The sequence below is a fragment of the Bacillus gobiensis genome (assembly GCF_001278705.1).
GTDB classification, from domain to species: domain Bacteria; phylum Bacillota; class Bacilli; order Bacillales; family Bacillaceae; genus Bacillus; species Bacillus gobiensis.
In genome coordinates, this window is record NZ_CP012600.1 from 3,213,534 (window position 1) to 3,237,812 (window position 24,279).

At 41.6% G+C, this 24,279-nt stretch carries 24 protein-coding genes, 2 pseudogenes and 1 riboswitch; of the genes and pseudogenes, 9 read left to right on the forward strand and 17 right to left on the reverse strand.

Annotated elements, in window-relative coordinates; translation table 11 throughout:
* Positions 1–17: 17 nt before the first annotated feature.
* A complete protein-coding gene (locus tag AM592_RS16145) occupies positions 18–239 on the reverse strand; it encodes a hypothetical protein (RefSeq protein WP_225970248.1) in 222 nt (73 codons plus the stop codon).
* A gap of 96 nt (positions 240–335) precedes the next feature.
* Positions 336–476 (reverse strand): hypothetical protein, encoded by a 141-nt coding sequence (locus tag AM592_RS24190; RefSeq protein ID WP_158320314.1) that lies wholly within the window; start codon positions 474–476, stop codon positions 336–338.
* A 328-nt stretch (positions 477–804) separates the two neighbouring features.
* Between AM592_RS24190 and AM592_RS25035 the strand changes: the two genes are divergently transcribed.
* Positions 805–936 carry a hypothetical protein gene (locus tag AM592_RS25035; protein WP_264080138.1) on the forward strand — a complete coding sequence of 44 codons (132 nt, stop codon included), beginning with the start codon at positions 805–807 and terminating at the stop codon, positions 934–936.
* Between the two features lie 411 nt (positions 937–1,347).
* On the opposite strand, the gene AM592_RS16150 is transcribed toward AM592_RS25035, so the two are convergent.
* The 3 genes from AM592_RS16150 to AM592_RS24195 form a co-directional block, all read right to left on the reverse strand.
* Positions 1,348–1,560, reverse strand: a complete 213-nt coding sequence (locus AM592_RS16150; RefSeq protein ID WP_211086154.1) for an AraC family transcriptional regulator — start codon at positions 1,558–1,560, stop codon at positions 1,348–1,350.
* Positions 1,561–1,918: 358 nt separating this feature from the next.
* Complete coding sequence (rlmN, locus tag AM592_RS16155; RefSeq protein ID WP_053604757.1) at positions 1,919–2,983, reverse strand: dual-specificity RNA methyltransferase RlmN; 1,065 nt, start codon at positions 2,981–2,983, stop codon at positions 1,919–1,921.
* Positions 2,984–3,236: 253 nt separating this feature from the next.
* Positions 3,237–3,386 (reverse strand): hypothetical protein, encoded by a 150-nt coding sequence (locus AM592_RS24195; protein ID WP_158320315.1) that lies wholly within the window; start codon positions 3,384–3,386, stop codon positions 3,237–3,239.
* Positions 3,387–3,555: 169 nt separating this feature from the next.
* Positions 3,556–3,657: riboswitch (purine riboswitch) on the forward strand.
* A gap of 131 nt (positions 3,658–3,788) precedes the next feature.
* Here AM592_RS24195 and AM592_RS16160 point away from each other — a divergent pair.
* On the forward strand, positions 3,789–4,982 hold the full coding sequence (locus AM592_RS16160) for a nucleoside transporter C-terminal domain-containing protein (protein WP_053604758.1): 1,194 nt from the start codon (positions 3,789–3,791) through the stop codon (positions 4,980–4,982).
* 117 nt (positions 4,983–5,099) lie between these two features.
* Positions 5,100–5,378 carry a hypothetical protein gene (locus tag AM592_RS16165; RefSeq protein WP_053604759.1) on the forward strand — a complete coding sequence of 93 codons (279 nt, stop codon included), beginning with the start codon at positions 5,100–5,102 and terminating at the stop codon, positions 5,376–5,378.
* Positions 5,379–5,694: 316 nt separating this feature from the next.
* Here AM592_RS16165 and AM592_RS16170 read toward each other — a convergent pair whose 3' ends face one another.
* The gene (locus AM592_RS16170) at positions 5,695–5,898 is read right to left on the reverse strand and encodes a hypothetical protein (protein ID WP_053604760.1); all 204 of its coding nucleotides are present in this window, start codon (positions 5,896–5,898) and stop codon (positions 5,695–5,697) included.
* A gap of 598 nt (positions 5,899–6,496) precedes the next feature.
* Between AM592_RS16170 and AM592_RS16175 the strand changes: the two genes are divergently transcribed.
* Positions 6,497–7,120, forward strand: coding sequence for an HAD-IA family hydrolase (locus tag AM592_RS16175; protein WP_053604761.1), 624 nt, complete (start codon positions 6,497–6,499; stop codon positions 7,118–7,120).
* Between the two features lie 141 nt (positions 7,121–7,261).
* Here the strand turns inward: AM592_RS16175 and AM592_RS16180 are convergent, their stop codons facing one another.
* The 9 genes and pseudogenes from AM592_RS16180 to AM592_RS16220 all read right to left on the reverse strand — a co-directional run bounded on the left by AM592_RS16180 (position 7,262) and on the right by AM592_RS16220 (position 17,233).
* Positions 7,262–7,468 (reverse strand): hypothetical protein, encoded by a 207-nt coding sequence (locus AM592_RS16180; protein WP_053604762.1) that lies wholly within the window; start codon positions 7,466–7,468, stop codon positions 7,262–7,264.
* A 189-nt stretch (positions 7,469–7,657) separates the two neighbouring features.
* Positions 7,658–7,870, reverse strand: a complete 213-nt coding sequence (locus AM592_RS23455; protein ID WP_053604763.1) for a hypothetical protein — start codon at positions 7,868–7,870, stop codon at positions 7,658–7,660.
* Positions 7,871–7,967: 97 nt separating this feature from the next.
* On the reverse strand, positions 7,968–9,284 hold the full coding sequence (locus AM592_RS16190; RefSeq protein WP_053604764.1) for an amidohydrolase family protein: 1,317 nt from the start codon (positions 9,282–9,284) through the stop codon (positions 7,968–7,970).
* Complete coding sequence (locus AM592_RS16195; RefSeq protein ID WP_053604765.1) at positions 9,284–10,555, reverse strand: Zn-dependent hydrolase; 1,272 nt, start codon at positions 10,553–10,555, stop codon at positions 9,284–9,286. The genes AM592_RS16190 and AM592_RS16195 overlap by 1 nt, the downstream gene beginning before the upstream one ends.
* A 27-nt stretch (positions 10,556–10,582) precedes the next feature.
* Positions 10,583–11,913, reverse strand: a pseudogene (locus AM592_RS16200) (YjiH family protein).
* Between the two features lie 16 nt (positions 11,914–11,929).
* The gene (hutI, locus tag AM592_RS16205) at positions 11,930–13,204 is read right to left on the reverse strand and encodes an imidazolonepropionase (protein WP_053604767.1); all 1,275 of its coding nucleotides are present in this window, start codon (positions 13,202–13,204) and stop codon (positions 11,930–11,932) included.
* 12 nt (positions 13,205–13,216) lie between these two features.
* Positions 13,217–14,884, reverse strand: a complete 1,668-nt coding sequence (gene hutU, locus AM592_RS16210) for a urocanate hydratase (protein WP_053604768.1) — start codon at positions 14,882–14,884, stop codon at positions 13,217–13,219.
* A gap of 160 nt (positions 14,885–15,044) precedes the next feature.
* Complete coding sequence (locus AM592_RS16215; RefSeq protein WP_053604769.1) at positions 15,045–16,529, reverse strand: helix-turn-helix domain-containing protein; 1,485 nt, start codon at positions 16,527–16,529, stop codon at positions 15,045–15,047.
* Between the two features lie 110 nt (positions 16,530–16,639).
* Positions 16,640–17,233, reverse strand: coding sequence for a molybdopterin-dependent oxidoreductase (locus AM592_RS16220; protein ID WP_053604770.1), 594 nt, complete (start codon positions 17,231–17,233; stop codon positions 16,640–16,642).
* 220 nt (positions 17,234–17,453) lie between these two features.
* Here AM592_RS16220 and AM592_RS16225 point away from each other — a divergent pair, with 220 nt between their 5' ends.
* Positions 17,454–18,479, forward strand: coding sequence for an LLM class flavin-dependent oxidoreductase (locus tag AM592_RS16225; protein WP_053604771.1), 1,026 nt, complete (start codon positions 17,454–17,456; stop codon positions 18,477–18,479).
* A 277-nt stretch (positions 18,480–18,756) separates the two neighbouring features.
* Here the strand turns inward: AM592_RS16225 and AM592_RS16230 are convergent, their stop codons facing one another.
* Positions 18,757–19,521 (reverse strand): SDR family NAD(P)-dependent oxidoreductase, encoded by a 765-nt coding sequence (locus AM592_RS16230; protein WP_225970249.1) that lies wholly within the window; start codon positions 19,519–19,521, stop codon positions 18,757–18,759.
* Between the two features lie 140 nt (positions 19,522–19,661).
* On the opposite strand from AM592_RS16230, the gene AM592_RS16235 reads away from it, so the two are divergent.
* The 4 genes and pseudogenes from AM592_RS16235 to AM592_RS16245 all read left to right on the forward strand — a co-directional run bounded on the left by AM592_RS16235 (position 19,662) and on the right by AM592_RS16245 (position 22,927).
* Positions 19,662–20,246 carry a TetR family transcriptional regulator gene (locus AM592_RS16235; RefSeq protein WP_053604773.1) on the forward strand — a complete coding sequence of 195 codons (585 nt, stop codon included), beginning with the start codon at positions 19,662–19,664 and terminating at the stop codon, positions 20,244–20,246.
* A gap of 5 nt (positions 20,247–20,251) precedes the next feature.
* Positions 20,252–20,353, forward strand: a pseudogene (locus tag AM592_RS24740) (VOC family protein); the annotation flags it as partial.
* A gap of 77 nt (positions 20,354–20,430) precedes the next feature.
* Positions 20,431–21,366 carry an aldo/keto reductase gene (locus AM592_RS16240; protein WP_053604774.1) on the forward strand — a complete coding sequence of 312 codons (936 nt, stop codon included), beginning with the start codon at positions 20,431–20,433 and terminating at the stop codon, positions 21,364–21,366.
* 235 nt (positions 21,367–21,601) lie between these two features.
* Positions 21,602–22,927 (forward strand): GntP family permease, encoded by a 1,326-nt coding sequence (locus AM592_RS16245; protein WP_053604775.1) that lies wholly within the window; start codon positions 21,602–21,604, stop codon positions 22,925–22,927.
* Between the two features lie 58 nt (positions 22,928–22,985).
* Here the strand turns inward: AM592_RS16245 and AM592_RS16250 are convergent, their stop codons facing one another.
* Positions 22,986–24,203: a cytochrome P450 gene (locus AM592_RS16250; RefSeq protein WP_053604776.1), complete on the reverse strand. Its 1,218-nt coding sequence runs from the start codon at positions 24,201–24,203 to the stop codon at positions 22,986–22,988.
* Between the last annotated feature and the right edge of the window lie 76 nt (positions 24,204–24,279).

Below are 24,279 nucleotides of genomic sequence, written 5' to 3' on the forward strand. Positions count from 1 at the left end.
CAGGTGAATAATTACTATTACAAATAAAATACTTCATTAACTTCCCATGATTCGACTATTCGATGTGCTGTTCTCGGATCATATCCTTTACCCATCAGATAGGCGATAGCTGCAACTTCCGTCATAGCATGGGGGACAGATGTGAATTGAGCTTCATTTAAACCATAATGAACCCATGGTTGAACTTGGCATAAGGTTTCTCTTTTGAGATCGTATGGTACAGCGCAAGATGGATACACAATGTTACACCCTTTCAAAATATGGTTAAATATCCATCCCATTTTATTCACGATAAATCACCTTGTGTAGGCATATAACTAGCATTGATCTATAACTTATCTCCACAGAGCATGCAGCATGCCGAGCAGCATAAATGAGATCATGTGTTCACCCATTGCAATTGCATAAATTTTCGTCGTCGTTAAACAGAAGACAGTGTTTTTCAAAAAAACGAATGCTGCCAAAAGCCCAATCATCAATCCAAACCCAAGACCTGATAATAAAGTGTCGTCCCCCGCTATTTGTACAAGCAGCCACGAAATCTTTTGTCGGTAATATTTGGTGACAGTTTTAGCTTTTGCTTTTAGTAAAGAGTAGGGATTGGAGGACAGGCAACAGCATCAATAAATCTTGGATCAATACCATAAAACGTCCAGAAGACACCGTTCCATCTATATCCAGAAACTTCATCATACTCGACGCGAGTTGGGTAAAACCAAAAGCCTTCTCCATTTATTAGCCAAACAAAAGTGTTTTGGTATAAACAGTCAATTATATAGGATACAGAAGGCTTAGGTGGAATGAATGGCGGGGGAGGCGATTGTGGTTGCTGTCTGGTTAGACCTTGTGGTGGCAAAAATACCATATGATTTCGCTCCTTTTCAGATAGGTACCCAACATAATATGCTGAAAGAAACAGAAGAGATTAAGAATTAGGCAAATAAGTAAACTTTTGTTTTTGTTCATTACGTTGGTCAGCTAAAGGGTGCTTACTTAAACTAAAGTATGCCCCTCGGTTTTTTCACTATAAGAAAAGTGAAAGCAGCGATAAAAAATTTGGGGGCAGGTTTGGAAACTTTTTCAGGCACAATAACTGGCTACAGCTGTATTTGGCCATAGCCTGTTTACTTCTTCATCAGCCTTTAATCAAACCTTCTGAAATGAAATAGTCCTTAATAATCTTAGGATTTACTTGGAGTTCCTTAGCAATGTCTCTATAGCTGTAATCATTGAATATCTTTTCATAGAACCTCTGGGAACATAATGTAAACGATGCGGTAAAATAAGAAAGAGAAGAAAAACCGCAGGTGAGTGCAATCTCCGTTACCGTCATCCCGGGCTCGTAAATCAGAAAATGCCCGCTTTCTCCATTCGTATTCTTTTTACATAATCTGAAGGGGTTTCGCCGATCAGCCCGGTAAATATTCTGTGAAAATGAAATTGAGAGTAGGACGATACTTTGGCCAACTGCTCCAAAGACAGTTTCTGATCCAAGTTTTGTTCAATATATTTCATTACCTTTCCGATATGTATACGCTGCTGCTGGTCGAAATCAATCATGATTTTTACTCCTTGCTTGGTTTTTAATAGAGGCTAGCTTTTACTATTATAATAAATTTTCCCCTCCGGCTTGTTCTATTGATCGGTATTTTTACGCGATTATTTACTTTCAAAATATAAAAAAACTGCCGAAGGTTTCTTCGACAACCTTATAGTTTAACTATATTTAAGTAAGTAGTTTTCTGCCATTTCCGCAGTCTGATTAGCCCACTTTAATCGAATGTTTAAAAAGTTTATCCGCCTTTCGCCAATGGAGTTTAAGGAGCAATATTACAACAGCCTGACTACGACTAAAGATTTGTGAGAAAAAAAGAAAAAACGTGTCTAAATCAACACGTTTTTCCCAAAATGATCACGTTCAAGCTTTGGTCTTTTTTATTTGTTTGCTTCGTAATTGTCCGCATGCGGCATCAATATCGGTTCCGTGCTCCTGGCGGACGACACAATTTATGCCTTTCTTTTTAAGCGTGTCATAAAACGCCAATATCGCTTCTTTATCACTTCTTTGATATTGGTCATGCTCGTATACAGGATTGTATGGAATTAAGTTTACGTACGCAAGATGGCGTTTGTCGCCGAGAAGTGAAGCAAGCTGTAAGGCTTCTTCCTTATGATCATTGACATCCTTAAGCAGAATATATTCAAATGTAATTCTTCGGTTTGTTTTTTCTAAATAGTAATCGATTGCCGGCATTAATTTTTCGAGCGGATAAGCACGGTTGATTTTCATAATCCGTGTGCGCAGCTCGTTGTTCGGTGCATGCAGCGAAATCGCAAGGTTCACTTGAATATTCAAATCAGCAAATTCATAAATCTTATTGGCAAGGCCGCTCGTAGACACTGTAATATGGCGGGCGCCAATGCCCAACCCTTTTTGGGAATTAATGATATGCAAAAAGTCGACCATGTTCTCAAAGTTATCAAATGGCTCGCCAATCCCCATCACTACAACGTGACTAACTCTTTCCCCTTGTCCCGCTTCGTCTAAATGGTGCTGAACATTCATAATCTGCTCCACGATTTCCCCGCCGGATAAATCACGGCTTTTTTTCAACAAACCGCTTGCACAAAACGTACAGCCAATGTTACACCCTACTTGTGTGGTCACACAAACCGACAAGCCGTATTTATGCCTCATTAATACCGTTTCAATCAGGTTGCCATCCGTCAAGTTAAATAAAAATTTCACAGTTCCGTCAGCTGATGATTGTTTAACTTCTTGCTTTAATGTGTGCAATACAAAATGCTCTTCTAATAACTGAATACAGTCTTTATTCACATTTATCATTTCCGAAAATTCCGTAACCCGTTTTACATATAGCCAATCCCAAACCTGCTGTGCACGGAATTTTTTCTGTCCATGCTCCACAAGCCAAGAAGTCAATTGATCTAATGTCAATCCGTAAATAGATGTTTTACTCATTAGTAACCCTCTTTTTAAATATTTTCACACGATAATTACAGCCTACTGATAGTATAACAATTTGACAACTCATTTTAAAATTTGGAAAACATTTATAATATCACGCACGTTTATGCAGAATATAAATTAAAACACAGCTTGTACCATCATAGAACAGAAGACTGAACGATGCAATCTTTTGGATCGTGAAAAAAGAAATAAAACCAGCCTATTCTTATGATGGCCGGTTTTACATATTGACATTCGGAGCGAATTAAAGCCAATTCAGGAAAGGCCCTTTAGGTTCGTCGGATGGTAACGATTCTTCTTCAACCTCATTTACTTCTTCTTGTTCAACGGAAATATCTTCCGTTGAAGCTGGATACCAAACGTGAGAAGCGCCGTTTTCAAAGTCAGGTTTCATCGTATCACCTCCATAATGTTTCATATGATGAAAAAAACTATGGAGTGTTTATAAATAACCAGCGGGCTAACAAAAAACTTACTCAGCTCTTTATTACGAAAAATAGACTATTTTGAAAACGTCTCATAAGGTTGATTTTTGAAATTTCCCAAGTTAAAATACACCTGTTTCATAAAATTAATATTGTTTCTGTATATGATCGGTAATATGGACTGATCGTTTCTACCTAGTAACCGTAAATGACTAGACTACAGAAAAGTTTGGATAAATGAACAATAAAAGGAATGTATTGTCCTATTCGTTTCTTGTTGCTCTTATTTTTCACGCTTTCTGTTTTTTGTTAGGATCCGTGGAAGATAAGAGTTTTTTTGTTTGTCAAAAATATAGCTGGGAGTTGCTTTTATGTACTTTTTATTGAATATTTTAGGACTAATTGTTGTCACGGCAGTGGTTTACTTATTTTCTCCTTACAAGAAGAAAGTAAAGTGGAGACCAATCTTATCGTTAATTGTTCTCGAATTGCTTATCACATGGTTTATGTTAGGAACAAAGATCGGCAGCTGGGTCATTAATCAGATTGGTTCATTCTTCACTTGGCTGGTAGAATGTGCAAGCGAAGGAATTTCTTTTGCCTTCCCATCGGCCATGGCTAACCCAACCGTTGACTTTTTCTTTAGCGCATTGCTTCCGATCATTTTTGTAGTCACATTCTTTGATATTTTATCTTATTTCGGTATTTTACCATGGATTATTGACAAAATAGGCTGGGTGATTTCAAAAGCTTCTCGATTACCGAAGTTAGAGAGTTTTTTCTCGATTCAAATGATGTTTCTTGGGAATACAGAAGCACTAGCTGTTATTCGCCAACAACTATCAGCAGTCAATGACAGACGTTTGCTTACGTTTGGACTGATGAGTATGAGCAGCATCAGCGGATCAATTATTGGTTCTTATTTAGCCATGGTACCTGCCACATATGTGTTTACTGCCATACCATTAAATTGCTTAAATGCGCTTATCATAGCGAATATCTTAAATCCGGTTGACGTGACAAAAGAAGAAGACATCGTTTATGTACCACCGAAAGAAGAGAAAAAAGATTTCTTCTCGACCATTTCCAACAGCATGTTAGTTGGAATGAACATGGTAATTGTCATCCTGGCTATGGTAATCGGTTACGTGGCATTAACTGCAGCGCTTAATGGAATTTTAGGTTTATTTATACAAGGGCTAACTATACAGAGCATCTTCTCCTATATATTCAGCCCATTTGCCGTATTACTTGGACTAACAGGTCATGATGCCATGTATGTTGCACAGCTAATGGGAATCAAACTCGCCACAAATGAATTTATTGCCATGAGCGATTTAAAAACGCAGCTGGATTCACTCCCGCCTCATACAATCGCAGTAGCTACTACATTCTTAACATCATTTGCGAACTTCAGCACTGTCGGTATGATTTACGGAACGTATAACTCCGTATTGAGCGGAGAAAAATCGGCTATCATCGGCAAAAATGTGTGGAAGCTTTTTGTCAGCGGAATTGCCGTATCCTTATTAAGTGCAGCAATGGTCGGATTGTTTGTCTGGTAATATTATCAAAAAGGACACATCGTCGTATAAGGCGGTGTGTCTTTTGTTCGCTATGTTTAATAAAGATAATCGCGGGAATATTATCTAAAAACCAGAACCAAAAAAGGAGAGATCGTGATGAAACAGAAAACGCTAATTTCAACCGTTGCCGTATCAACAATTGGTGCTGGAGTTGTCACATCCTATTGGTTAAAAGATAAAACGAACCGCCAAAAAGTAAAAGGTTTGATCGGAAGAATGAAATCTGAAATCTCAAAAATCACAAATAAGAAACAATTAGACTCGTTCCCAGTAGACAAAGCAGGAAACCCTGATTCCAAAGATATTGAAGATAACAAAATGGTTTCTGAAGGCTCCATGTATCCTGTCCAATATTATGATAAAAAGAAGAAATAATAGAATGAAGTGACTCGGTGACCGCTTAGCCGGTTGCGGGTCGTTTTTTTTGAGCTCTTTTGTGCAATAGTTTTACTCAATAAAACGATATCTCCTCATAGCCAATATCATAGATCAAGCGTCCAAAAGCCGCGATGCGCTCATCTTTCAGCTACCGCATAAACCCAATATAATGCGCTTCACTCGCTCTTTGCTTCAGCACCGTCATCAACAATGTCCGGGAAACCCCGAATTCCCTATTTTATAAAATGGAATGTGAATATAAAGGCGTCTTATCCTATTTGGATAAAGTGCCTTCATATGTGCTATAACGCTTTCATTTCATGCTAACCATCATGTCCATCATAGATGTCATCATTTCATCGCACTCTTTCATTTTAGGCATCATTTGATCAATGTCCATATTCATTTCCATGTTCATGTCACCCATCTGATCCATCATCATCTTCATACAATTCATTTCACACATCATCCTTTCCATACATGTCATCATCGTCATTTCCATACACATTTTTTCCATTTCACATTCCTCCAGATAGGTAAATTTGTTTTAAAAAGGCACGTAAAAAGTTCCTCAAAAGTACTTGGTAATTGACTTCAAGAAGAAACATCGGAATACCGGATCATCAGTTTAGCTTTAACACTAATTATACGGTGGTGCTATTTCAATGTAATTTTACTCATCATCTTATCTCCTCTCTCAAATTTTTCTAGTAGATCCCACATTTATGATTATGATTCAATTAATTGTGTTCGCCAACTCATGTGTAACATCTTTTGACAGAAAATTTATAATTTTTGAAAAATATAGTTGCTCATATTGCTCATAACGCAGGTCCTTGCTGTCCGATGCAGAACCTAACCAAGCAGTAGTAGTTACATCTAAATCCCCCTTTGGAGCAGTTCCTCATTTGATTTCATATATTCATTAGATATCAGCCAATCAAAAGAACTGAGTAAATAAAAACAAAATAAAGCGCTTAATTTTTGATTTATATTTAAGAACATAGCTTTATTTACAAATTTGAAGTAATACGATAAATTCAAATTAGAATATTTTCGTGGAAAAATGTTGATGGTGCGATTAGGTGAAATGAAATCTGGATAGGAGAATGATAATGTCTAAAGTTATACTTTTTAATTTCAACGGAACTATTGTAAATACCAGATCTCTAGCAATTACTATTTATAATGAAATTGCTGAAAAGAAGGGTTACAAAAAAATTAACGAAGAGGAAGTTGCATATTTAAGTACATTATCAATAACTGACAGATTTAAAAGACTCAACATCCCCATGCACAAGTTGCTAAGTCTTGGGATAACCATTAAACAAAGGTATCAAAAATACATCCCTAATTTGAACTCTGTTGACGGCATAAATGAGGTGATTCATGAACTAAAACAAAGGGGGTACCGTTTAGGATTTTTGACAACCAACTCCCGTGATGTAACGACTCAGTTTTTAACAAGTAATTCAATTAACATGTTTGATTACACTCATTATTCGTTTAATCCTTTTTCTAAATCAAAAGACATTTCCACTTTTTTAAAAAGAAATAAGTTAAACAAAAAAGACGTTATTTATATCGGTGATGAGCTACGGGATATTAAAGCTGCTAAAAAGAATCAACTTTGCTGTGCTGCAGTAACTTGGGGGTACGATTCAATTAAACTTTTAAATAGTGCAGACTATGTTGCACAACACCCCACAGATATTTTAAAGATTGTTTCGGAGTTATGACATATATTATTCATTTGTACTCTGTTGTTAGCGATCATTTTATTTTTTACTTAACCTAGAGAAAATGAAGCAAATTGTTGGATGGTTACATTCTGTGTATCTGCTGCAATCGCAAATGATATTATTCCGGAGTTGAAAAAACTAGAATTCGAACCTCCTAGGCTGCGCCCTCAACCTGCTGGCGTTCTCTCCTTGTATAGTAGGAATATGGGATTTCAGCTCTCGCATCCAGTTACGAACAACAACAGATGATTCTCCAATATATTGAACAGCTTCTTTAATCGTTAGTGACATTTCCTCAATGTTTTCATCCATATTGTCAACACGTTTGTTTTCAGTTTCATTCAACTTTGCACACACCCTTTCAACATAGGTTTAAACATTAGTGTTTGACAAAAAAGGCTATGAAAATTTGCAGATCAAAGTTTTGTGAAGACTTTCGCTCAAGTCAAGACACAAGTTTTTATCATATATTTACAGTTCTGCGTTCTACTAAAGCCCAAGTAACCCCTGTTTCCTTAAAACCTGTCATTTCATCTATAACGTCAGCCGCTTTATGTCCCCACTTAACTTAGCACAAGCTTCACCAGCTTTTTGAGCCCATTTATATGGAATTTTTTTAATAAAGTTTACTAGGGTAGGACCACCATAACGAAGTGCTTTAACTAATATTTGTTTAACATAAGGAATACCTTCTGTACGCATTTCAGATTTTAAAGGTACAGGAGCCTGGGTTTTATTTGACTTCACTGCAACAACCATCTTACTTTCAGCAGCACTGTGATCTTTATTTTTATCGTGTACCCAATTTGAGTTTTTTTTGATTTATAGAAACTAAGATTCTGTTTTAGACATTCCACTTCTCAAACAAGTCATCCACCCGTTTCACAATACTTTGCTCCGATACGCTCTGCAGCGCGCCGTTTTCTACAATGGTTTTTCCATTCACGACGACATCCTTAATTGCATTCGGCTGCATGGAGTAAACGATGTTGGCAAATAGCTCTGTTTTCGGGGAAAGGGACAGGTCATTCAAATCAACCGAGACGAAATCCGCTTTCAAACCTTCTTTTAGTTCTCCGACCGGAAGCCTCAAGAGCTCAGCACCTGTCTTTGTTCCCATATCGTATACTTGCTTTGCAGTAATGCACGTTCCATCCAGCTTTGTTACTTTTTGAAGCAAGGAGCACATTCTCATTTCTTCAAACACGCTGATTCGATTGTTGCTGCATGCACCGTCTGAACCTAGCGTAATTCGCACTCCGGATTGGAGAAGCTCCGGAATGTTAGTTACTCCGTCTGATAGGTACATATTGCTGGATGGGCAATAAGCAAGAGAAGCGTTTTTGTTTCCAAGAAGTTGAATCTCCGAGTCCTCAAGCCAAACCAGATGGATAGCAAGCATCCGTTCATCGACGACTCCTAGTGAATCCAAATAGTGGACAGGTCTCAAGCCGTATTTTTCTAACGTTTCCTCGACCTCGAACATTTCTTCTGCGACATGAATATGAAAGGGCGTATCGAGCTCTTTTGCCAACCTGTGGCCAGCTTTGATCATTTCCGGTGATGCTCCGTGCGGACTGTGGGGAGCCGGATGGATGTGAACCATTTCGCTGCCCTGGTATTTTTTTGCTAACGCTCTAGTCCGCTCCACCGCTTTTTCTACCGTTTCCAGATAGCTCGTCGGCGCTCCGTCCCAATCATACATCGTTCGCGCCAGCACAAGTCGTATACCTATATCCCTTGCCGCTTGAATGACCGCCTCGTCTGTCGCCGTTCCGCCATTATGCACATAGAAAAAGTCACTGACTGTGGTAGCGCCATATTTCAGCATTTCGCCAAAAGCAAATAAGGCTCCTGTATAAATTGCTTCTTCGTCCAGTAAAGGAGTATATCGATAAAGCGCTTCGTCACGCCATTCGAGAAACGGCCGGTCGGCAGCAATCCCCCTTAGAAGACTTTGAAAGGAGTGATTGTGCGCATTAATCGTACCCGGCAGAATGGCTTTGTGGCTCCAGTCGACCGTTTGTACTCCTTTATACTTTTCAAGCATGCTTTTTTTAGGACCTATTTCTTTGATTTCTTCATCCTCAACATAAATCGCTTGATCGTTTTGAAACGTATCGTTCGTGTAAACCCTGGCTGCGCAAAATAATGTCGCCATCATAAACCTCCTAATCTAGTTTTTTTATCTAACGCTAGAATGGTCTGAAGCAATACATTGCCCACTTTTTCAGTATCCTCATGCTTACTTTCTTCTTCAGGACAATGGCTTTTCCCGTCAATACTCGGTACAAATAGCATGCTGCTTTTCGTAATGGATGCCATATGAGTCGCGTCATGGCCCGCCATGCTTCCTAGAGTAGAATAAGGCAATGCTAATGAGTCAGCTTGCTCTTTCATCACTTGGATAATCTCTTCACTCATGGGTGATGGAGGTTGATCGAGGAGAACCTTTTGCTCAATTCGAACGCTGCGTTTCGATTTTATTTCTTCCAATTGACTCTGCCATTTCGATCGCACCTCTTCAATTTGCTCTTTTGTTTCGCCGCGAATTTCCAGCGTCAGCCTTGCTTCCCTGGGGATAATGTTGGCGGCATTCGGCTGTACAGCGATTGTTCCGATAGTCCCGACGACTTCGTTTTTCGGATGGTTTTTACAAGTGGCTTCAAGCGCTAAAATGAGCTCCGCAGCTGCTGCCAAGGCATCCTTACGATCATTCATAAGCGTCGTACCGGCATGATTCGCTTCACCGAAAACAACGATTTCTTCCCGGTAGATTCCAGTGATTGCTGTGACGATACCGACCGGAATGCCTTCATTGATCAGCCTTTTTCCTTGTTCAATATGAACCTCGAGAAATGCGGTTAGCTCCTTTGGATCGCGGGCTGCTTCTTCAAAAAGTTCAGGATCGCCGCCGGCGCGTTTGAGCGCGGAAGTCAAAAGCTCTCCATCCGTATTTTTAACTCCTTCAATGTCTTTTTTCGTTAATTTTTTCGTAATCGCCCTGCTGCCGAATGTCGATAAGCCAAAGGGGTTTGGTTCCTCAGCGCTAAAGGAAACCAATTCTAACGGATGGCGAGTAGTTAGATGATTTTCCTGCAAAACTTTCATTACTTCCAACGCAAGCAAAACACCGAGTGCACCATCATACTTCCCGCCATTTGGAACGGTATCAATATGGGAGCCGAACGCAATCGCTGGCAGTCCGCTTTCACGTCCAGGACGCTTTCCCCAAATGTTTGCCGCCTGGTCAACGACGACATCAAGGCCGAGCGACTGAAGCTCTTGTTTTAACCAATCTCTCGCTTCCAATTCCGCAGGCGTAAATGTGGTTCGATCTAGTCCTCCCTGCTCATTTCTCCCAAACGATGCTAGCTTCTCGATACTTTTCTGTAAACGGTCTGGCTGTATACGAAGTTTAGTAGATTCCATTATAATGATCACCTGCTGTTTGGATTTTTAGAAAAAAAGATAGGCTATCGGTGTTACAATAAGAAGGGTTAACACCGTTCTTTCAAACCAAATGAATAGTAAATCCCGGATTTTGAATGGAATATCTGTTGCCAACATACATGGAATCGAGGCAGAGAAAAACAATATCGCTGATACAGAAACGACACCGTGACAAATTTTGTAATGATCGGAGCGTCGACAACAATCAAAGCTGGCAAAAACATTTCTGCTATTTCTACTGAAGCTGCTTTCGCTGCCAAAAATGGCTCCGGTAATTGCAGGATCCAAGTAAACGGCAAGAACAGAAGCCCTAGCCAATCAAAAAACGGGGTGAACTCAGCTAATATCAGACCTAACAGCCCGATGGACATTATCGATGGAAGAATACTCATTGTCATAAGAAAACCGTCTTTTAAATTCGACCAGATCAGATTCCATAAAGAAGGTGCTTGCTGAGCGGTTGTCATTGCACTTTTCCACGCATGCTGAAAAATTTGTTTTCGAACGATCATTTCCGGATCGCCTTCTCCTTGATAATAATCATCACTCATTTTATTCAACGGCCAAATACGAACAGTGATTGCAGTAACAATAAATGTTACAGCTAAGGAAATCCAGAAATATAAATTCCAATACTCCATTAGTCCAAGTGTTTTTGCGATTACCACCATGAAGGTAACAGACACGGTAGAAAAACCGGTAGCAATAATGGCAGCTTCTTTAATGGTATATTTTCCTTCTTTAAAAAGACGATTTGTAATAAGCAGTCCGATTGAATAGCTGCCCACAAACGATGCGACGGCGTCAATTGCTGACCGGCCAGGTGTTTTCCATACTGGTCTCATCACTCGTTGAAGCAGTACTCCAATAAACTCCAACAATCCATATCCGACCAAAACGGCTAAACAAACCGACCCTACCGGGACAAGCAAGCTTACGGGGATGACAAGCTTTTCAAAAAGAAATGGACCGATATCAGGCTGCATAAGCCAAGCCGGTCCTAAATGAAAGACCATCATGAATGTTGGTAAAACACCCAAAATTTTTAATATTGAAAAAATAATACTGATACGATCTTTATTCCAGCTTTTATTCAGGAATGGATGCGCTGCACCTGCTACCACGACAAGGAGGGCATAGTATGGAACTGCTCCGGAAAATGAAGTTCTTATCCAGGTTACAATATGATCTAAAAGGATTGATGAAGTGCCCCCAATCGTAATCGGGACAAAGAAAATAAAGATCCCGATCAGGCTGTAGCCGACAAATCGTAAAACAGAAGAGACAAGGGCATTGGTTAGTTGTGATTTTTCTTTTACCAGGTTCAGGTCATCCATTTTTCATTTCTCCTTTCTACACTAATCTTCCTTGATGAACCACTGTTCTCCCTTTTTTAATCACGCGCTTCACATGATTCACTCCATATTGGTATTGGAGCCTCTTGTAATTTGGCAAATCAAAGATAACTACGTCCGCTTGTTTGCCTTCCTCGAGACTGCCGACCAGATGCCCCCGCTTAATCGCATGCGCCGCATTAATCGTTGCCGCTGCCAGCACCTCTGCAGGTGTCATCCCCATTTTGACACAGCCCAGATTCATTATGAGCTGCTGGGAAAGCGTCGGGGAAGAACCTGGATTGCAATCCGTCGATAAAGCAACAGGGACCCCTGTATCAATCATTTTTCTGCCATTCGCTGATTCAGCCATCAAGAAAAAAGCGGTGCCCGGCAAAAGCGTCGCGATGACTCCTTTTTCCGCCATCCTTTTGATTCCTTTATCTGACGCTTTCAGAAGATGGTCAGCTGAGACAGCTCCGACCTCTGCTGCTAATTCTGCACCTTCATAAGGTTCAATTTCGTCCGCGTGGATTTTAGGATGGAGTCCATGATCCAGTCCTGCTTCCAAAATTCGCTTTGACTGAGCAGGAGTAAACACGCCATGTTCACAAAACACATCATTAAATTCGGCAAGACCCAGCTCGGCTACTTTCGGAATCATCTCATGAATGATAAGGTCGACAAATGCATCCGGATTTTCTTTGTACTCACGGGGGATGGCATGCGCCCCCATAAAGGTGCTGACGAGATCGACGGCATGCTCGTTTTGGAGCCTTTGTGCGACGCGAAGCTGTTTTAATTCGGTTTCAAGATTCAATCCATATCCGCTTTTTGCTTCCACCGTCGTTACGCCCTGAAGAAGAAACTGGTCCAACCTAGCTGCGCTTTCTTTGTACAGCAGTTCTTCTGAAGCTTCCTGGGTCGCCTTTGTCGTTGCGTAAATTCCCCCGCCACTATTCATAATTTCCATATAGGTTGCCCCATTTAAACGCATATCAAATTCATCTTCCCGAGTGCCGGCAAACACCAAATGGGTATGCGGGTCTACAAGTCCAGGTGTGACAAGGCAGCCATCCGCATCGATGAGTTCTGCGTTTTGAAGCTGGGATCTGTGCTTTGCAGCGAGTTCTTCATCCGCTCCGACAGAAATAATGACTCCGTCTTCAATCCATAGTGACCCGCCTTCGACGATCCGCAAATCCTTCATTTGATCTCCGGCAAGCGGTTTTTGCGAAGACCCTTTTAAAGTGGCAAGCTGGCTTGCGCGGCGAATAAAGAGTGGCTTTGTCATATTAGCAGCCTCCTATTTCGTAATCATCGGGATATGGATTCCGTGTTCTTTTGCTGATTGAACGGCTGTTTCGTAGCCGGCATCGGCATGGCGGACGATCCCCATTCCCGGATCTGTTGTAAGCACACGTTCGATCCGCTTCGCTGCAGCTTCCGTTCCATCTGCTACAATGACCATGCCCGCATGAAGCGAATAACCCATGCCGACACCCCCGCCGTGATGGACTGACACCCAGCTTGCTCCCCCGACACTATTGATTAACGCATTTAATATCGGCCAATCGGAAACGGCGTCACTTCCGTCCTTCATCGCTTCAGTTTCCCGGTTTGGCGAAGCGACGGAACCGGAATCCAAGTGATCACGGCCAATGACGATTGGTGCTGACAGTTCACCAGAAGCAACCATCTCATTAATGATTTTTCCAAATTTCGCTCGTTCTCCGTAACCAAGCCAGCAAATTCGGGAAGGAAGTCCCTGAAATTCGATTCTTTCCCTCGCCATTTTAATCCAGTTGCACAAATGAGTGTTCTCAGCGAACTCTTTTAAAATAACCTCATCCGTTTTATAAATATCTTCAGGGTCCCCTGATAAAGCTGCCCATCTGAAAGGCCCTTTTCCCTCGCAGAATTGCGGCCTGATGTATGCAGGCACAAACCCGGGAAAATCAAAGGCATTTTCGACTCCTTCATCCTTTGCCACCTGGCGGATGTTGTTTCCGTAGTCAAATGTAACGGCTCCCTGTTCCTTCATTTTCAGCATTGCAAGAACGTGCTCCTTAATGCTTTGCTTCGCCTTAGAAATGTAGGTTTTTCCGTCCGTTTTTCGCAAGTTCTCCGCCTCCTCTAATGAATAACCGATAGGAATATATCCATTTAAAGGATCATGAGCAGAGGTTTGGTCTGTTAAAATATCAGGAGTAAATCCAAGCTCTGTCATTTCATTTAAAACTTCCGCCGCGTTTCCAAGCAAGCCGATGGAGATCGCTTTTCCTGATTGCTTTGCTTCAAGTGCCATGTTGATAGCTTCCTGCAGGTCTTCAGTCATCGTGTTTAAATATTTGGTATCGAGACGCCGTTTAATTCTGGAACGATCGACTTCAATGCAGATCGATACACCGCCAGCTAACGAAATGGCAAGCGGCTGCGCACCGCTCATCCCTCCGAGTCCTGCTGTTACCGTAATTGTTCCTTTTAAACTCCCGTGAAAGTGCTGGCGGGCACATTCGGCAAAGGTTTCATACGTTCCTTGAATAATCCCCTGGCTCCCGATATAAATCCAGCTTCCGGCTGTCATTTGTCCGTACATCATGAGTCCCTTTTTATCCAATTCATGAAAGTGATCCCAATTGGCCCAAGCCGGAACTAAATTAGAGTTTGCGATCAGCACACGGGGGGCATCCTCATGAGACCGAAAGACGGCAACCGGTTTTCCTGATTGCACAAGGAGCGTTTCATCATTTTCTAAAGACTGAAGGGTTTCCACGATTGCTTCGTAGCACGCCCAATTTCTTGCGGCTTTTCCAATTCCACCATATACAATGAGCTCATCCGGATTTTCAGCTACATTTGGGTGCAAATTATTATTTAGCATCCTGAGCGCTGCTTCCTGAATCCAGCCCTTTGAATGCAGCTCAAAGCCTTTGTATTGTTTGACCTCTTTTTTTTCATTGATTTGATCCATATTAATCCTCCTACTCTTTGGAATTTTCTGATTATTTATTTTATTTTAATAAGAATCGCCTCAGAAAAATAGAATAGAAGTTTTGAAATTAAGATAATCTTTTTCGATCAGATCACTATTATTAGCATTTATTTTTGTATTTATAGCATTTTTTTTCGATTCAGATGCTTTTTTTCGCTTTGAATTCTCTGGGCGTTGTATTGTGCTTTTGTTTAAATACGCGGCTGAAATAATTAGCATTCCGAAAACCTATTTCATAAGAGATCTGCTGGATGCCCATGTTGCTTCCTAGAAGCAGCTTTTCCGCTTCCTTCATTCTCATCTGATTGACCAGTTCCCGAAAATTGGTCCCTAATCGTTTCGCCAGTATATGACTCGTATATGAGGAGCTTCTATCCACAAAATTGGCCACATTCTCTAAGGAAAGATTCGGATTTTTATAATGGGTTTGGATATAATGTATCGCTTGTTCCACAATATCTGTTGTTGCTTTTTGCTGCTGGAGGCTCACACCGTCAATGACTTCATAGACAAATAAAAGCAAATCCTGAACAATTCGGTACAAGACTGTCTCATATAAGATCGATTGAAATACCTTCTGATACGACATTTCAAACGGATTTACCGTGTCCAAATGAAAGTTTTTCATAAAGCGGCGGATTTGCGCTAAAATGCTTGTTAAGCGAATTCGAAGTAATCCAGGGCTCGGATATGGCTCTTTGATGTTGAGAAATTGCTGATACATCCAGTGTTTAATGCTCTCTTTATCTTTATTGTTCAACATCTCAATCCATGCCCTTTGTTCTGAGGAGGTGAGGAAGGGATCAATCGTTTCCCATTTCACATCGTCTTCAATTAGCGTGATGTCACGGTTCCCTTGAAAAAAACGGATTTCAAACGCATTCAATGCATTCAAATATTTTTCGTGAAGTGAAATGGAGGTATTTTTTGAGTAGTAAAGGACGATCGTTACCGCTTCTTGATACCTTTCATTCCACTCTCTTAAAATCGTTCTCAGCTCCTGATAAACATCTGCTGCATCCAGGTTATTATCCGTATGTACAACAGCAATCATTTCACTCAATGGCAAAATCGCAACCGATGAAGGAAACGGGTATTCTTTTAAGAACCGATGAAGATCCGCTAAGCGGCTTTTATTCATTTGAAGCAGACTAACAAATTTTATTCCTCTTGTTTTATCATTCTTCTGCAGCAAATGATTGTATCCAATCGGATTTTGATTTGTTTCGATTAGAACGCTATTCCTTTTTGGCGTCTTCGATTGTCGATAGACTGATTGCAGTGTCTTTTTTACCTTTTCCAAGGAAAACGGTTTGACCCAAAATTCATAGGCCCTCACCTCTAATGCCTGCAATGCTCTTTCAAATGTAGCCTCCGCTGTTACAACAATCGTTTTGATCGCATATCGCTGGATTAATCTCTTGACCGTTTCGAATTGTGAGGCCGGTACTAAATCAATTTCTAAACAAAGAACAGACGGATTGTCCTCTTCAATCGTCTTTACTAAATCATCCATCGTATGAACCAGATATTGCCGCTCAAACCCAATCGAATAGTTTTTAACGAGCCATTCAATACCGATACATTCATTAGGATCTCTATCTGCTATAAGCAAGGTAACCATACAATTCTCCTTTCGGCCGTTTTATTGAAATAAATTTAAGGCCAACCAGTCATTCCGGTTGGCCTAATATACGAATGCAGAGATTAAGTTCGCTCCATTCCGCGAAAAAATTAGCGATATCGCTCCTCTTTAAACGAATTTGCCGTCATCGAGTAGCCCAATTCCTCCCAAAATCCTGCTTCATCTTCCTTCATAAATTCAATGCCAGACGCCCATTTCGAACCCTTCCATAAATAGAAGGACTCCGGCGGGATAAATCGCAGCGGATACCCGTGCTTTGGAGATATGCCCTCCCATTCCTTCTCATTCGAATCCTTCCACCGGTACACGAACAAAGCATCGTCTCCAAGCAGCGCTTCAAGCGGCAAATTCGCAGAATAGCCAAACCGGTCTCCGTTATAGTAGCCGTAAATTTTAATATAGCTGACATCCTTCTCAAGCTCAACTAAGTTTACCAGTTCACGCAGTGCGATTCCTTCAAAGCTTGAACCGAATTTGGACCAAGTTGTTACACAATGCATGTCAATCGTTGATACCGTTTTTGGAAGATTCATTACGTCCGAATAGGATAACGTGATTTCTTCTTTTACCTTGCCAAACAACCTGAAATTCCATGTGTCTTCATCAAATTGGTAAACGTCACCCTGATGCAAAATTGGCCATTTCTCTGTTTCAAATTGACCCGGCGGCAGCTGGTTTGCCATCTTTGTTCACCCTTTCTTATGGATGGTTGATTTAACCAAATCATATCGGTTCCCTGCTTAATATGCAAGGAGCTGCCGTTTAATTAAACGTTTGATTAAACGGCTGATCCCTTAATCCCAAGTCGTTATATTTTGAGCCGGCGTCATCGCTTGATAAAATGTAAATATGTTTTTGGGGAATGACCCTGATACATGATCATAAACGAAGGAAGATGAAGCGATGTCTGAAAATAAGAAAGCAAAACAATTAAGCGATATAAAATTTTCAGTGCTGGACCTTTCACCAATTATTGACGGAGGAAGCCCTTCTCAGTCGTTGCAAAATACACTTGATCTTGCCCAGCATGCAGAAAAATGGGGCTACAATCGATATTGGCTGGCGGAGCACCATAATATGCCTATGATTGCAAGCTCAGCCACTTCTGTGGTTATCGGCCATGTGGCAGCGGGCACATCGAAAATCCGCGTCGGATCTGGCGGAATCATGCTGCCAAACCATGCGCCTCTTGTCATTGCCGAACAATTCGGTACGCTTGAAGCTCTCTTCCCCGGACGCATTGATCTCGGTCTTGGCCGCGCGCCCGGAACAGACCAGCTGACAGCCCATGCGCTAAGACGCGACCGCAGAAGCGACGGTGATGATTTCCCTGAGCAATTAGCAGAGCTCCGAGCCTATTTTGATCCGTTATCAGCTTCTGGAAGAATGCCTATTCGAGCGATTCCGGGCGAAGGATCGGATATCCCGATTTGGCTGCTCGGTTCAAGCGGCTACAGCGCACAGCTTGCCGGACAGTTAGGTCTCCCATTTGCTTTCGCCAGCCATTTTTCACCACAGCATACGCTGCCGGCTCTCGATCTATACCGCCGTTCCTTCAAGTCATCTAACATTCTTAGCGAACCGTATGCGATGGTTGGTGTGAACGTTACAGCCGCAGATACAGATGAAGAAGCAAAGCGCCTGGAGACTTCATTGCATCAGCAATTTTTAAACCTGATCAGAAATAACCTTTCGCCGCTTCGTCCGCCTGTGGATCACTTGGAAGACCTCATGAGTGACTATGAAAAACAGGCGCTCGAGCAGCAGCTAGGCTCTTCCATTGCCGGAAGTCCTGAAACGGTTAAAGATAAATTGCAGAACTTTTTAAATGAAACCGGGGCGGATGAAATGATTATAAACGGTCAAATTTATGATCATAAAGCACGTCTTCGGTCGTTTGAGATTGTGGCTGAGGTAATGAAAAAATAGCATACACATAAAGTGAAACTTCAAGCAGTGGGGACAACGCATAGGATATGCTAGTGAAGGCTTTGCAATAGGAGGTTATATTTTTAGCCTTCGTACATCAATCCCCCACTGATTGTTAGTTGAACCAATCGGGCTTTTACGGGCAGTTATCCCCCACCTAGTATTCCTCGTTTACACTCATAACCTTGAGGTGAGGGTCTTACTGCCCGTTAATGCGGGATATTAGGAGTAAGGCTCAACTTGCCTTACTCCTTTTTATTATAGACGCCCCTTGACGTTAGATCGACATTCCGCCAGATATCTCTATGCGCTGGGCATTGACCCATCGATTCTCGTCGGAAAGCAGCGAGGCGATCGCCTGACCGACGTCTTCGGGTTGACCTACACGACCAAGAGCCGTCATCTCTGCAATATGCTTGTTCAACTCAGGATTATCGCGGACCATGCCACCGCTGAAATCAGTCGCGATGGCTCCTGGGGCGACAGTGTTGACAGCGATTCCGCGCGGACCTAATTCTTTCGCCATATAACGGGTCAGGACCTCGACCGCACCTTTCATGGATGCGTAGGCACCGCTTTCCGGCACAGCGATGCGTGTAAGACCTGTGGAGATGTTCACAATCCGGCCGCCATCATTGATAAGCGGTAACAACTTCTGAGTTAGAAAGAACACTCCCTTGAAGTGAACTTCGTAAAGCTTATCCAACTCTTCCTCGGTCGTCTTCTCAAATGCATTGTGATGCGAGATACCGGCATTGTTCACGAGGTAATCGAATCGCTCAGCTCCCAGCTCTTTGAGCGCCCGACCTATGCTTTGGACAAAGGAGTCAAACGTGCTGACATGACCGGTATCTAACTGTAAGGCGATGGCATTGCGCCCCGATTCTCGTACTAGGGAGACGACTTTTTCAGCTTCTTCTTGATTAGAATTGTAAGTGAAAATCGAGTTAATGCCGCGGTTTGCAAGACTAAGTACAGTGCTTCGGCCAATGCCGCGACTTCCGCCTGTAACAATGGCAATCTTTGTGTTGATCTGTGTCACGTGAATTCCTTCTTTCATTAAGAATACTAGTTTTCTAACCAACTAGTTAGTTAGAATATACACCTAACTAACCGGTTGGTCAAATGATTGATCTATGTGATATATTGTAAACAAAATTCAATTTATAGGAGGGACATCATTTGAGAAACGCTGAAGCAACAAGAGAACGGATTCTAGAGGCAGCTATGAAGGAATTCTCCTCCTATGGCATTGCGGGCGCGCGTGTTGATCGCATAGCTAAAAATGCTGAATGCAACAAGAACCTGATTTACATTTACTTTGAGAATAAAGAGACGCTTTTTACAACTGTTCTCCAAAAACACCTAACACGCGTCTATGAAGAAATTGACTTTACACCTGAGGATCTTCCTGGTTATGCGGCAAGAGTATTCGATTTTGCTATGACACATCCCGATCTAATGCGGCTAATGGCATGGTACAGTTTGGAACAGAAGGTAGGCAGCTTAACTGAGAGAGCCTCTGCCCGTGACAAGAAAATTAAAGCGATAACGAATGCGCAAAGCGCCGGACAGGTAGGAACGACATTTACTCCTGGTTTTCTCTTGACTGCCATCATGGCCTTAGCTACCGCATGGTCTGCAACAAATCCTTTTGGTCCATCGCACGATACAGATGCCGCAAAAATGCCAAGTGAGACAAGAGATGCAATTGCTAAGGCTGTTAGTCTGATTATTAAAGAAAATCGCTCAGAAAAGAAAACATGAAAATACCTCTTTTCGTTGCCAAAATAGGACAAATAGAGACGTGGATGGCGTTCTTTAAAGATACAGAAGACAATACTCTCGCATTAATGAGTGAAGTGCAAATCTAGTATGAGCTAGTTATTTCTATTCTTTCACGCCATTTTGATAAGATATGATTATCTAGGAAAAGGAGATGACATATTAAATGGCTGAACAAATCGAAATAGGAAAATCAGGTTTAATCGTGAATCCCATTGGCCTTGGCACAAACGCTGTAGGAGGTCATAACCTCTATCCTGATTTAAACGAAGAAACTGGTAAAGAACTTGTTCGTACGGCTTTGGATCATGGCATCAATTTTTTAGATACTGCTTTTATTTATGGACCTGAACGCTCAGAGGAGCTAATCGGGGAGGTCATCAAAGAAAGAGGATCCAGAGATTCAGTTGTCATCGCAACGAAGGGTGCTCATAAGTTTGTGGATGGCGAGGTGGAATTTGATAACTCGCCTGCGTTTTTAAAAGATGCCGTGGAAAGCAGTTTAAAACGGCTTCAAACCGATTACATCGATTTGTTTTACATTCATTTTCCAGATGAACACACACCAAAGGACGAAGCGGTCGGCGCGCTCAAAGAGCTAAAGGATCAAGGAAAAATAAAAAGCATAGGTGTGTCTAACTTTTCCATCGAGCAATTAAAAGAAGCTAATAAAGACGGCTACGTAGACGTTCTGCAGGCTGAATACAACCTTTTCAAACGGGAAGCAGAAAAAGATCTATTGCCGTACACAGCAGAAAATAATATTTCATTTGTTCCTTACTTCCCGCTCGCCTCAGGGTTGTTAGGCGGCAAATATACAAAAGATACGAAATTCAATGATATTCGGGCAAAAATTCCGCTGTTTCAAGGGGAAGCGTTTATTCGCAACTTGGAAAAAGTAGATCAGGTACGTGAAATCGCCAATGCGAAAAATGCAGAGGTGGCGCATGTTGTCCTTGCCTGGTACTTAACCTGGGATGCTATTGACACAATCATTCCTGGTGCAAAAAAACCCGAACAAGTAATAAACAACTTAAAAACATTGAACGTTGAGCTAACGAAAGAAGAAATTGATAAGATTGACTCCATTTTTAAAGATTAAGGCATGTTCCTTAAACGATTCCAGGCCACCTAATTACGGGTGGCCTTTTTACGTGCAGTGATACGATCTCAACTAACACTTCGAGACATCAAAATATAATATCTATTAAATTTATGATAAAATTAGTATAAAGGGAAAGAACAAATGGGAATAGAGTCTCTACTATTAAGTTTAAGCGGTTGCAAACGACACAGTAGTCATTATTGAAAACGATTACTAAGAATGGGGGAACAAGATGGAGATCTATCTTCTGATCATCACACTATTATCTATTGTTATCGTTGTTTTAGGGGTATCACTCTGGAAATGGCATGCATTTATCAGCCTAACTGTTGCAAGCCTTTTCTTAGCAGTATTTTCCGGACTATCCATGGACAAGATTGTCGAAGCCTACGAACATGGAGTCGGCAGTGTTCTTGGCCATTTAGTCGGAATTCTTGCATTAGGCACAATTTTAGGAAAAATGATGTCTGACTCCGGGGCAGGAATGCAGGTCGCAGAATTTTTCATTAAAAAATTCGGTGCAAAAAAACTCCCATGGGCGATGCTGCTTTCTGGTTTCATCATTGGGATTCCGGTATTTTTTGAAGTCGGTTTAGTCATTTTGCTTCCGCTTGCGATAGCGATTCGAAAATCAACCAATCAAAACATTCTCTTGATTGCAGTACCCGTGCTCGCCGGTTTGTCCATCGTCCACGGTTTGGTTCCGCCGCACCCAGGTGCAATGACGGCAATTGGGATTTATAATGCTGATCTGGGAGGAGTTCTTCTTTATTCCTTAATTATTGCATTCCCGGCCGCAATTATTGCGGGGCCGATATTTGCTAAATGGATTCATAAACGTGTGGTTCCTGAAAAAGAACCAGAAATCATTCGGGTTGAAACGAAAATAAAACAGCTTCCGGGCACTGGAATTTCTTTTGTCGTAATCGTTTTGCCTATTTTACTCATGGTCTTATCGATTATAGCGCCATTATTGCCGCTGCCAGAGTTTGTGGAGAATCTTCTCGCGTTTATTGGAAGCCCTGTCATGGCTCTTTTGCTTTCTGTGTTTGCTGCGTATATCTTCTTAGGCTACCGACAAGGCATGAATGGTGACTTGATCAAAAAATTAACCGAAGAATGCTTGCTGCCTCTCTCCTCAATTACTCTTATCATCGGAGCAGGCGGCGGATTCAAGCAAATTCTGATCGATAGCGGTGTTGGTACTACCATTGCCAATATGTCCGAGCAATTGTCACTTTCACCTATCGTGCTTGCCTTTTTGGTTGCCGGCTTAATTCGAGTCGCTACAGGCTCTGCAACAGTTGCCTTGACAACAGCAGCCGGTATCATCACTCCGATCATCGCCAATATGAGCGATGTCAATTTAGAATTGTTGGTTATCGCTACTGGCGCAGGATCGTTAATGCTATCTCACGTAAACGATGCAGGATTTTGGTTAGTTAAAGAATACTTGGGGTTATCCGTGAAAGAAACCTTTAAAACGTGGACAGTCATGGAAACATTGCTAGCATTTATCGCATTTGGACTAGCTCTTGTTTTAGATATATTCGTTTAAAAAAATTTTTAAGCTGTTCCATATATGAATCATAGGTTCATATACGGAACAGCTTTTTTTATTTTTTCATTTGAACAAGAAGGTTTTTCACTCCGAAAACAAATGGGCTTTGAATAGGTTCCAAAGCTGTTTCTTCAAACTTTGAAAGGTCGGAAAACTTCTTCAACAGAGTAGAGAGAACGATGGCACCTTCCTGACGTGCAAGCGGAGCGCCTAAACAAAAGTGGATGCCAAAGCCAAAACTCATATGAGGATTAGACTTTCTTTCCAATAAAAAACGATCAGCCTCTTCGAATTTATCTTCATCACGGTTTGCCGAGGCTACCCAGCTAACGACCTGTGAGCCTTTTTGGATAAATTGACCACCTATCTCAACATCTTCCTTTACAACTCGGCCAATAGCTTGGATAGGAGGGTAAAAACGCAATGTTTCCTCTACTAGATTCTGAATCAATGAAAGATCAGCACGAGCATGTTCTTGAATCTTTTTATCTTCTACCAGATAACGGACTGCATTTGTGATTAAATTGGTTGTCGTTTCATTCCCCGCCACAAGCAGCAGGATACTGAACGCCAGTATTTCATCTTCTGTTAATTTTTCACCGTCAATTTCCGCCGACAGCAAGAGGGATATTAAATCCTCTTCGGGATGAGCTTTTCTTTCTTCAATAATCTTAATAAAATAATCTCTTAAAAACTCGCTGCCTTCCTTGCGTTTTTGCGCCATTCGCTCAAAGGCTTTTTCCGAATCATCCTCTGCTCCTGCCACGAGAATATCTGAGGACGTTTTAAAAAGCTCCCGATCCTTCGCAGGTACTCCAAGCAGCTCAGCGATGATGATCACCGGTAGCGGGCCGGCAAGATCATGGACAATATCCATCCTCTCGTTCTCTTTTACTTGGTCGATCAAATACGTTGTCACATCTTCGATTCGTTTCTCTAAATTCCTTATCGCTTTTGGTGTAAAAGCCTTGTTCACTAGATTTCTCATCTTCGAGTGCCGCGGCGGATCCATCGTCAGAATACTGCCTTGAAAGCCGCTTTCTCCTCCACGCTGTGATGAAAACAGCTTTGGATTCTTTAACACGAAATGTACGTCATCATACCGGAAAACATCCCAGCAGCCTCTGCTCTCGTCATAACGTACCGGCGTCTCTTTCCTCAATCGCCCATACACTGAAAAAGGGTATAACTGATCCTCTTTTGAACGAAGCTCCTTCATCGGGATAAGGGTCGCGTACCGTTCAGCCTTTTTTATGTTCTGCTCACTCGCCATTGATTCATCTCTCCTATTTGATTTGTCATTACTCAATAAATAGCACGCTTACTGTATCGATTCAACGGACATAGCT